This window comes from Stenotrophomonas sp. PS02301, assembly GCF_029959485.1.
In the GTDB taxonomy this organism is placed as follows: domain Bacteria; phylum Pseudomonadota; class Gammaproteobacteria; order Xanthomonadales; family Xanthomonadaceae; genus Stenotrophomonas; species Stenotrophomonas maltophilia_Z.
This window is the reverse complement of sequence record NZ_JASCOO010000010.1, coordinates 76,075-82,805: the sequence shown is the minus strand read 5'-3', so window position 1 is coordinate 82,805 and position 6,731 is coordinate 76,075. Positions and strand designations below refer to the sequence as shown.

The window sequence follows — 6,731 nt, the reverse complement described above, 5'->3', positions numbered from 1 at the left end:
GCCGACCCTTGGTCGGCTGCTGGTGTTCTGGGGCGAGCGCAGCCGACCAACGGTCGGCGCTAGGTCAGGGCGTATCGCTTCATGATCTTGCCGAACGCGCGGCTGTCCGTTGCGGTCTCGGCCTGCAGGCCGGCCAGCCGTGCCCCGCGCACGTTGACGAACAGGTCATCGATGAACAGCGTGCGCTCGGCACGTGCGCCGAGCAGCGTCACCGCCTTGGCGAATATCGCCGGATCCGGCTTGCGCCCGCCCAGCGCACCGCTGCACAGGATGCGGCCGTGCAGCGCATCGGCCAGGGTCGGAAGGAGCTGTGGAATCGTCTGCGCCATCAGCGCGCCGTTGTTGGTCAGGATCCCGATCGGCAGTGCCTGCGCGATCCGTGCCACGCGTTCGATGACGCCAGTCTCCGGGATGCATGCCACGAGGCGCGCGGCCTGCCACTGCGCGATGCTGATCGTGGCCTGCAGCGCATCGCCCAGTTGCTGCAGGTAAGCGTCGGTCGCCATGCCGCTGTCGTAGGCGCGTTCCAGCCCACTGTCGAACAGTGCCGTCTGCACCTGCGCCGCGCTGCAGCCGATGCTGGCGGCCAGATGGCGCACACGCAGGTGTCGCGCATAGCGCACCAGCACGCCATCGAAATCCAGCAGCAGGCACTCGATCACACGCGGCATGGGGAAGTCTCGTCCAAGTCCAGGGCTGACCGTAACCCAGCCGGGGCCTGCGCTGCGACATCGCGTCGCACGTCGCCTGCACGGGCGGTCACTAGAATCGCGGGGACTGCCTGATGGAGATCGCCTTGAAACTGCTTGCCCCCGTGTTGCTTGCCGGCCTGATGCTGGCCCCGGCCGCCCATGCGCGTGTCTGCGCGATCGCCATCGACAGTACCGACCAGATGAGCTTCAGCCAGAAGGAACTCAAGGTTGCCGCGGACTGCACCCAGGTGAAGCTGACCCTGCGCCACACCGGCAAGCTCGCGGCGACCGCGATGGGCCACAACTGGGTACTGACCCGCGCCGCGGATTACCAGCCGGTGGCGATGGCTGGCATGCGCACCACGTTGGCCGACAGCTACCTGCCCAAGGGCGATGCGCGCGTGCTGGCGCATACCCCGGTGATCGGCGGTGGACAAAGCACCAGCGTCACCTTCTCCACCGCCAAGCTGACCAAGGGCGGCGACTACACCTTCTTCTGCTCGTTCCCGGGCCACTTCGCCATGATGAAAGGCCGTTTCGTGTTCGGTTGAAGCAATCAATATTTAACGGGGACGGGGGTAATTATTAACTACCCCCGTCCCCGTTATTTGATCAGCCTTTGACGACCTTGAACGCTTCGCGCGCGGCCTCGAGCGTTGCCTCGATGATGCTGTCGTCGTGTGCGCTGGACAGGAAGCCGGCTTCATACGCCGAGGGGGCGAGGAACACGCCGCGCTCCAGCATCGCGTGGAAGAAGGTGTTGAACGCGGTGATGTCGCACGCGGTCGCCTGGGCGTAGGTTTCCACCTTCTGGTCAGTGAAGAACAGGCCGAACATCGCGCCGACCTGGGTGGTGGTCACTGCCACGCCTGCGTCCGCCGCTGCCGCTTCCAGCCCCGCGCACAGGCGCGCGGCCGAAGCACTCAGGCGATCATGGAAGCCCGGTTCCTGCACCAGTTCCAGCATTGCCAGGCCGGCTGCCATCGCCACCGGATTGCCGCTCAGTGTGCCCGCCTGGTAGATCGGGCCGGCCGGGGAAATCTGCGACATCAGCTCCCGACGACCGCCGTAGGCACCCACGGGCATGCCGCCGCCGATGATCTTGCCGAAGGTGGTCAGGTCCGGGGTAACGCCGTAATGCGCCTGCGCGCCACCGAGCGCCACGCGGAAGCCGGTCATCACTTCATCGAAGATCAGCACCGTGCCGTACTGCGTGCACAGTGCGCGCAGGTGCTGCAGGTAGCCCTCGCGCGGCGGGATGCAGTTGGCGTTGCCCACCACCGGCTCGATGATCAGCCCGGCGATGTACTCGCCCTGTTCGGCGAACAGCGCGGTGGCCGCTTCGACATCGTTGTAGGGCAGGGTCAGGGTGAGTTCGCTCAGCCCGGCCGGGACACCCGGCGAGGTCGGCACGCCCAAGGTCAGCATGCCGCTGCCGGCCTTGACCAGGAACGAGTCGCCGTGGCCGTGGTAGCAGCCTTCGAACTTGACGATGCGGCTGCGGCCGGTGGCACCGCGTGCCAGCCGGATCGCCGACAGCGTGGCCTCGGTGCCCGAGTTGACCATGCGCACCATCTCGCAGGACGGCACCAGCCGGGTCAGGGTTTCGGCCATGGTGACTTCGGCTTCGCACGGCGCGCCGAAGGACAGACCGTTGCCGATCGCCTGCTTGACCGCCTGGCGCACGGCGGTGTGGTTGTGGCCAACAATCATCGGGCCCCAGGAGCCGACATAATCGATGTAGCGGTTGTCGTCCACGTCGTACAGGTAGGGGCCATCGGCGCGCTTGACGAAGAACGGCTCGCCACCGACCGATTTGAACGCGCGCACCGGCGAGTTGACGCCGCCCGGCAGCAGCTTCTGGGCGCGGGTGAACAGGGCGTGGGACTGGTCGTGGTTCATGCGGTCGTATCCTGGAAGCAAGCGAGGTAGGCGTGCAGCGTGGCGACCGGGTCGGGCGCGGCGTACACGCTGCTGATGACGGCAACCAGATCGGCGCCGGCAGCGATGAGCGGTGCCACATTGTCCGGGCTCAGCCCGCCGATCGCCACCCGGGGCACCCCGAGTGCGGCGCTTTGCCGCAGCAGGTCCGGTGGGGCACGGCGGGTGGTGGCCTTGCTGGTGCTGGGGAAGAAGGCCCCGAAGGCGACGTAGCTGGCGCCAGCGGCGACCGCGCGCTCGGCCAGCGCCAGGGTGTCATAGCAGGAGGCGCCGATGAGGGCGTCCGGGCCGAGCAGGGCACGGGCGGCGGCGATATCGCCATCGTCCTCGCCCAGGTGCACACCGGCCGCGCCGACCGCCTGGGCCAGGGCCACGTCGTCATTGATGAGCAGCGGCACCGCGTACAGCTGGCACAGGCCCTGCAGCGCAGCGGCCTGGGCGTGGCGCAGGGCCACATCGGCGCTCTTGTTGCGGTACTGCAGCCAGGTGGCGCCGGCCGCCAGCAGCGGCGCGGTGCGCGCCAGCAGCCGCGCGGTATCGGGCTCGTCGGGGGTGATGAGGTAGACGCCGCGGGGCGGCGTGGGGGCTGAAGCGTGATTCATCAATGGCTACCGGTAGCGCAACGGGAGTGGGACAATGAGCGCTGTCAGCTCTTGTCCCGCCGTGATTATCCGATGACCGACGCAACCGCCACCACCTTCCGCACCTGGATGTGCGTTGTCTGCGGCTTCCTGTACCGGGAAGAAGACGGGCTGCCGGACGAGGGCATCGCCCCGGGCACGCGCTGGGAAGACATCCCTGATACCTGGACGTGCCCGGACTGCGGCGTGACCAAGGATGATTTCGAAATGGTCGAAGTCGACTGAGGCACCGCCAGGCGCCGCGTCGCGGCACCGTCAGTGCAGGCGCGGCACCACGCCACCGAGGCCGACCAGCTTCTCGCGGACGAACTGGGCATCGCTGGCCTTGGCATTGCGCTTGAGATACAGCCCCAGGTCGTTGCGCGCGCCGGCCTCGTAATCCAGTTGCAGGTAGGCCATGCCGCGATCGCGCAGCGCGTCGTCCTGTTCGGGTGCCAGCTTCAGCAGGCGGTCGGCACTGCGCGCGGCGCGGTCCCATTCGCCGCGTTCCACGTACACGCCATGCAGGTTGCGCAGCATCCTCATCAGGATCGCGCGTGCCGGGGCCGGGTCCAGGATCTGCGCGAGCACGTCGTCGTCGGGGACTTCACCGCCCAGGTGTGAGCGTGCGCGTTCGCGCAGTTCCTCCACGCCCAGTGGGCGGCCGCCGTTGAACGGGTCCATCACCAGCACGCCGTCGTTGAGCGGCAGACGCACCAGGAAGTGCCCGGGGAAGGACACCCCGTCCAGCGGGATGCCGAGCCGGCGCGAGACTTCCATCTGCACCAGCGCCAGCGAGATCGGATTGCCCAGGCGGCGTTCGAAGACCTGGTTCAGATAGCTGTTGCGCGGGTCGTAGTACTCGCCATGGTCGCCGCTGTAGCCCAGCTCGTCGAACAGGTGGCGGTTGACCGCGGCGATCTTCAGCGGCCACATGTCGATCGTGGCGATCTCGGTGCGCAGGTGGTCGGCGTGACTCTGCAGGACCGCGTCGTAGACGGCGGGGTCCAGATCCGGGTATTCGTCCCGTGCGATCAGCAACGCGGTCGGCAACAGCGGCAGCGCCTCGTCATCCAGCTCGGCCAGTGAGTCCCACGTCGGCAATGTGATCTGCCCCTGCATGGGACAAGACTGGCGACAAACGCGCCGCGATTCAAGGGCGCGGCGCGTTTATCAGGGCACTTTTATTTGCCGTCGGCGATGCCGGGGCCGAAGGTGAGTTCGGTGCCGTCCTTGAGCGCCATCTTTTCGGCCTGCCCGGCGTTGAGTTCCAGCACGTAGCGGGCCGGCTCGCTGCTGGGGTAGGGCGGGCAACGATCGCCGGCCGAACACGGCGGCACATCGCGCTGCTGGCTGACCAGGCGGCGCTGCGCATCGAAGTACAGGATGTCCAGCGCGATCTTGGTGTTCTTCATCCAGTACGCCTGCAGTTCTTCGCGTTCGTGGATGAACAGCATGCCGTGGTCCTCGGGCATCTGGTCGCGGAACATCAGCCCGCGGGCGCGGGTATCGTCGTTGGTGGCCAGTTCAACGTGGTAACGGTTGCCGTCCAGTTCCACCCAGTGACGGGCGTTGGTGCTGGCACAGCCGGCCAGGGTGAACAGCAGGAGCAGGGGCAGCAGGCGCAACAGGGACATGGGCGTACCTCGTTGGGGCAGCCGGCGCGGGCGCCGGCCACGGGATCACATCACGATCGGCGGCTCACCGCCGATGATCACCACATCGGCCGGGCGGCGCGCGAACAGGCCGACGCTGACCACGCCCGGCAGCTGGTTGAGCTCGCGCTCCAGCTTGACCGGATCGGTGATCTCCAGGTGGTGGATGTCCAGGATCACGTTGCCGTTGTCGGTGACCACGCCCTCACGCCAGGCCGGCTGGCCGCCGGTCATGTCCATGATGCGGCGGGCGACCAGGCTGCGGGCCATCGGGATCACTTCCACCGGCAGCGGGAACTTGCCCAGCACCTTGACCTGCTTGCTCGGGTCGATGATGCACACGAAGCGCTCGCTGGCCTCGGCGATGATCTTCTCGCGGGTCAGCGCGGCACCGCCGCCCTTGATCAGGTTCTTGTTGCCGTCGCATTCGTCGGCCCCATCCACATACAGCGACAGGTTGCCGGTGTGGTTGAGCTCGAGCACCTCGATGCCGTGCTGCTTCAGGCGCGCGGTGCTCTGGTCCGAGCTGGACACGGCGCCCTTGATGCGGTGCTGGATCTTGGCCAGGGCATCGATGAAGTAGGCCACGGTGGAGCCGGTGCCGACCCCCACGATCATGCCGTCTTCGACGTATTCAATGGCTTTTTCAGCGGCCAGGCGCTTGGCTTCGGACATGGCGGGCAACTCTTGGAGGAAAGGGGTCAGTGCTTTTCCAGCGACAGCAGCAGCTTCCACTGCGCAGCGGTCACCGGGAGGATCGAGAGACGGTTGCCGCGTGCGGTCAGCGGGAATCCTTCGCCCAGCGCATCGGCGTGCAGCTTGATCTCATCCAGCGAAATGGTGTCGCGCAGTTTGCGCTCGAAGGCCACGTCCACCAGCATCCAGCGCGGTTCTTCGCGGGTCGCCTTGGGGTCGTGGTAATCGGATTTGGGATCGAACTGGGTGTCGTCCGGGTAGGCCTCGCTGGCCACCGTGGCCAGCCCGACGATGCCCGGCACCTTGGTGTTGGAGTGGTAGAACATCACCCCGTCGCCGACCTTCATCCCATCGCGCATGAAGTTGCGCGCCTGGTAGTTGCGCACGCCGTTCCAGGGCTCACGGCCCACGCGCTGCAGATCGTCGATGGAAAAGGCGTCCGGTTCGGACTTCATCAGCCAGTAGCGCTTGCGTGCGGTCATGCGGAGTCTTTGATTACGGTAGGTGCCGACCGTTGGTCGGTACGCAGACAAGGGTGGAGACGTCGGTGCAGATCGCATCCACCGCGACGTCCCAGGATTGCACCGGCAGGTCATCGACCTGCTGGACCGAGAAGCCGACCCCGACCAGCCACGGCGGCGCCGGGCGCTGGTGGCGGAATGCGAAGCTGCGATCATACCAGCCGCCTCCCATGCCCAGCCGGCGACCCAGTGCGTCGAAACCCACCAGCGGCGCCACGACCAGCGCCATCTGCTCCGGTGCGAGCGTGTCGTCCAGCGCGAGATCGGGTTCGGGGATACCGAAGCGGTTGGTGGTCAATGCCTGCCCGGGGCGCCAGGGCGCGAAGCGCAGCGTCTTCTCGTGCAGGACCGGCAGGCAGTAGGTCAGGCCGGCGGGCAACTGCATCTGCCAGCGGTGCAGCGCGATCTCGCCATCCATCGCCCAGTAGCCGGCTACATGGCCCTGCGGGGGCGCGAAAGGAAGGGCGAGCAGGCCATCGGCCAACTGTTCGGCGGCGGCCAGGCGCACGGCGGCGGGGAGATCACGGCGGCGTTGGCGCAGCTGCTGGCGCAGTGCGGAGCGCGGGTCGGTCATGCCTGGGTCCGGAGCGTGCGGGGGAAGCGGAT

The 6,731-nt window shown here is 67.3% G+C and carries 10 protein-coding genes; 2 read left to right on the top strand and 8 right to left on the bottom strand.

Annotated features, from left to right (window positions below):
* Positions 1 to 59: 59 nt before the first annotated feature.
* Entirely contained in the window at positions 60 to 671 is a 612-nt protein-coding gene (locus QMX81_RS04635; protein ID WP_282259115.1) for an HAD-IA family hydrolase, read from the bottom strand.
* A 113-nt stretch (positions 672 to 784) separates the two neighbouring features.
* Here QMX81_RS04635 and azu point away from each other — a divergent pair, with 113 nt between their 5' ends.
* On the top strand, positions 785 to 1,243 hold the full coding sequence (azu, locus tag QMX81_RS04630) for an azurin (protein WP_152152563.1): 459 nt from the start codon (positions 785 to 787) through the stop codon (positions 1,241 to 1,243).
* Between the two features lie 61 nt (positions 1,244 to 1,304).
* On the opposite strand, the gene hemL is transcribed toward azu, so the two are convergent.
* Together hemL and thiE are read right to left on the bottom strand one after the other, a co-directional pair.
* Positions 1,305 to 2,594 carry a glutamate-1-semialdehyde 2,1-aminomutase gene (hemL, locus tag QMX81_RS04625; protein ID WP_282259111.1) on the bottom strand — a complete coding sequence of 430 codons (1,290 nt, stop codon included), beginning with the start codon at positions 2,592 to 2,594 and terminating at the stop codon, positions 1,305 to 1,307.
* The gene (gene thiE, locus QMX81_RS04620; protein WP_152152559.1) at positions 2,591 to 3,235 is read right to left on the bottom strand and encodes a thiamine phosphate synthase; all 645 of its coding nucleotides are present in this window, start codon (positions 3,233 to 3,235) and stop codon (positions 2,591 to 2,593) included. Before thiE ends, hemL begins: the two co-directional genes overlap by 4 nt.
* A 72-nt stretch (positions 3,236 to 3,307) precedes the next feature.
* Between thiE and QMX81_RS04615 the strand changes: the two genes are divergently transcribed.
* Positions 3,308 to 3,499, top strand: coding sequence for a rubredoxin (locus tag QMX81_RS04615; protein WP_121039493.1), 192 nt, complete (start codon positions 3,308 to 3,310; stop codon positions 3,497 to 3,499).
* A gap of 30 nt (positions 3,500 to 3,529) precedes the next feature.
* On the opposite strand, the gene QMX81_RS04610 is transcribed toward QMX81_RS04615, so the two are convergent.
* The 5 genes from QMX81_RS04610 to QMX81_RS04590 form a co-directional block, all read right to left on the bottom strand.
* The gene (locus QMX81_RS04610) at positions 3,530 to 4,375 is read right to left on the bottom strand and encodes a tetratricopeptide repeat protein (RefSeq protein ID WP_121039490.1); all 846 of its coding nucleotides are present in this window, start codon (positions 4,373 to 4,375) and stop codon (positions 3,530 to 3,532) included.
* Between the two features lie 62 nt (positions 4,376 to 4,437).
* A complete protein-coding gene (locus QMX81_RS04605; RefSeq protein WP_121039487.1) occupies positions 4,438 to 4,890 on the bottom strand; it encodes a DUF192 domain-containing protein in 453 nt (150 codons plus the stop codon).
* 45 nt (positions 4,891 to 4,935) lie between these two features.
* Positions 4,936 to 5,583 (bottom strand): ribose-5-phosphate isomerase RpiA, encoded by a 648-nt coding sequence (rpiA, locus tag QMX81_RS04600; RefSeq protein WP_121039484.1) that lies wholly within the window; start codon positions 5,581 to 5,583, stop codon positions 4,936 to 4,938.
* A gap of 26 nt (positions 5,584 to 5,609) precedes the next feature.
* Positions 5,610 to 6,086 (bottom strand): EVE domain-containing protein, encoded by a 477-nt coding sequence (locus QMX81_RS04595; protein ID WP_121039481.1) that lies wholly within the window; start codon positions 6,084 to 6,086, stop codon positions 5,610 to 5,612.
* 13 nt (positions 6,087 to 6,099) lie between these two features.
* Positions 6,100 to 6,699 (bottom strand): 5-formyltetrahydrofolate cyclo-ligase, encoded by a 600-nt coding sequence (locus QMX81_RS04590; RefSeq protein WP_282259102.1) that lies wholly within the window; start codon positions 6,697 to 6,699, stop codon positions 6,100 to 6,102.
* Positions 6,700 to 6,731 lie beyond the last annotated feature (32 nt).

Coding starts and splice junctions, on each gene's coding strand:
- azu (WP_152152563.1), top strand. CDS start 785: ATGGAGATCGCCTTGAAACTGCTTGCCCCCGTGTTGCTTGCCGGCCTG.
- QMX81_RS04595 (WP_121039481.1), bottom strand. CDS start 6,086: ATGACCGCACGCAAGCGCTACTGGCTGATGAAGTCCGAACCGGACGCC.
- QMX81_RS04610 (WP_121039490.1), bottom strand. CDS start 4,375: ATGCAGGGGCAGATCACATTGCCGACGTGGGACTCACTGGCCGAGCTG.
- rpiA (WP_121039484.1), bottom strand. CDS start 5,583: ATGTCCGAAGCCAAGCGCCTGGCCGCTGAAAAAGCCATTGAATACGTC.
- QMX81_RS04615 (WP_121039493.1), top strand. CDS start 3,308: ATGACCGACGCAACCGCCACCACCTTCCGCACCTGGATGTGCGTTGTC.
- QMX81_RS04635 (WP_282259115.1), bottom strand. CDS start 671: ATGCCGCGTGTGATCGAGTGCCTGCTGCTGGATTTCGATGGCGTGCTG.
- QMX81_RS04590 (WP_282259102.1), bottom strand. CDS start 6,699: ATGACCGACCCGCGCTCCGCACTGCGCCAGCAGCTGCGCCAACGCCGC.
- hemL (WP_282259111.1), bottom strand. CDS start 2,594: ATGAACCACGACCAGTCCCACGCCCTGTTCACCCGCGCCCAGAAGCTG.
- QMX81_RS04605 (WP_121039487.1), bottom strand. CDS start 4,890: ATGTCCCTGTTGCGCCTGCTGCCCCTGCTCCTGCTGTTCACCCTGGCC.
- thiE (WP_152152559.1), bottom strand. CDS start 3,235: ATGAATCACGCTTCAGCCCCCACGCCGCCCCGCGGCGTCTACCTCATC.